Annotated in this window: 1 protein-coding gene; it reads right to left on the reverse strand. The window is 43.1% G+C overall.

The window, feature by feature from the left end:
- Window positions 1-67: 67 nt before the first annotated feature.
- Entirely contained in the window at window positions 68-1,555 is a 1,488-nt protein-coding gene (locus tag AACP44_RS09205; RefSeq protein ID WP_339340233.1) for an inorganic phosphate transporter, read from the reverse strand.
- Between the last annotated feature and the right edge of the window lie 230 nt (window positions 1,556-1,785).

A 1,785-nucleotide genomic window follows, 5' to 3' on the forward strand; every position in this document is an offset into this window, starting at 1 on the left:
GTAATTCACAAAACAGACTATAGAGCGCCTAGAAGTTTGAGTAAACAAGGGGCTAAGTAATTGTTAATTAACCTGTGCTAAATAATATCACCGAATAGATTATACCAGATATAACTGCGGCAGATGGAACCGTAATTATCCATGCCGCAATAATCGACATAAAGTGTGACCTACGAACCAGTTTTCGACGAGCTCTTTCTTCCTTGGCCACAACTAGCTGGTTTTTATCACTTGAAAGTTTTGCAAGTTTCATACGTCGGGCACTATCCCATTCCCGAAAAAAACCAACACCAAAAACAGAACCCACTGCGATGTGAGTTGAGCTCACGGGCAAACCAAGCCAACTAGCAACTATCACTGTGATAGCAGCAGATAGCGCGACACAATAAGCACGCATTTGGTTTAACTTTGTAATTTGACTTCCAACTACTCGAACAAGTTTGGGGCCAAATAAAAATAAGCCAAATGATATTCCTGCAGCGCCAATAACCATTACCCATAAGGGTATTGAAATAGCAGTAATATATTCGCCTGAAGATGAAGCTTGAACAATTGCAGCAAGTGGCCCAACGGCGTTCGCCACGTCGTTTGCACCATGTGCAAAACTAAGTAGTGCTGCAGAAACTATCAGTGGAATGTTAAAAAGTTGCTTTAGAGATTTATTACGGTTTTCCATACCAACTGATTGCTTTGCAATTATTGGCTTAGTGATTGCCCAGGTAGCCACACCAATCAGAAAACCTATTATAATGGCCGTCTGGATATCAATTTTAATAATCTTCTTTATGCCTTTAAGCGCAAGATAGCTAGCGAATGCGCCTGACATAATTGCAATAAGAATAGGAACCCACCTTCTTGCAGCAGCTATTTTGTCCGGCTGATAAATTATCCGAGACTTAATTAACCAAAGGAAAAGCGCTGCTATAACGCCTCCAAGTACAGGTGAAATAACCCAACTGGCCGCAATTTTACTCATAGTCATCCAATTGACCGCACTAAAACCCGCCGCGGCAATTCCAGCGCCCATTACGCCTCCCACAATCGAATGTGTGGTCGACACAGGTGCTCCCACCCAAGTAGCTAAATTTATCCATAAGGCAGCTGAAAGCAACGCGGCCATCATAGCCCAAATAAACTCATCAACTGACTGCATACTTGTTGGAGCGATGATCCCTTTGGCAATAGTCGAAACCACGTCGCCACCAGCAATTAGTGCTCCAGCACTTTCAAATATAGCGGCAATTAATATAGCTCCCGCCATAGTCAGCGCATTAGCACCTACGGCAGGGCCCATGTTATTGGCCACATCATTTGCGCCAATGTTTAAAGCCATATAAGCGCCGAGTACTGCTGCAATGACAATTATAATAGTGTTGCTAACCCCGCTCAAAGTTGTGGCAGCCAAAATTCCTACTATGATGATAAATATTAGCGCCAGAGCTGGCGCCACTAATGGTTTTGCTACGTACGATGTTGCCTTTTCAAGAGAGGAGAAACGTCCCAAATCTCGATCAAGCGTTTCTAAATGTTTAGTCTCTAAATCATTACTTGCCATGAAACACCCCGATTTTTGCGGCTCACTTATTTGAGTTTTTCATAATACGCAAGAGTTTTTTTTGGAGAGTATTTCTGTGGCTATTTAGTCTTATTGGTAGCCCGTCATCTCGAGATAACCACGCCCAAAATGACTACCCGAAATGCCCACTGGTCCTTCCCAATAAGGGATAGACACATCCATCCAAGCCTTTGGCGTCAGAGCTAATACTTCAGCATCTAAATCCCTAT

The sequence above is a fragment of the uncultured Oceanicoccus sp. genome (assembly GCF_963968385.1).
Taxonomy (GTDB): Bacteria; Pseudomonadota; Gammaproteobacteria; order Pseudomonadales; family Dasaniaceae; genus Oceanicoccus.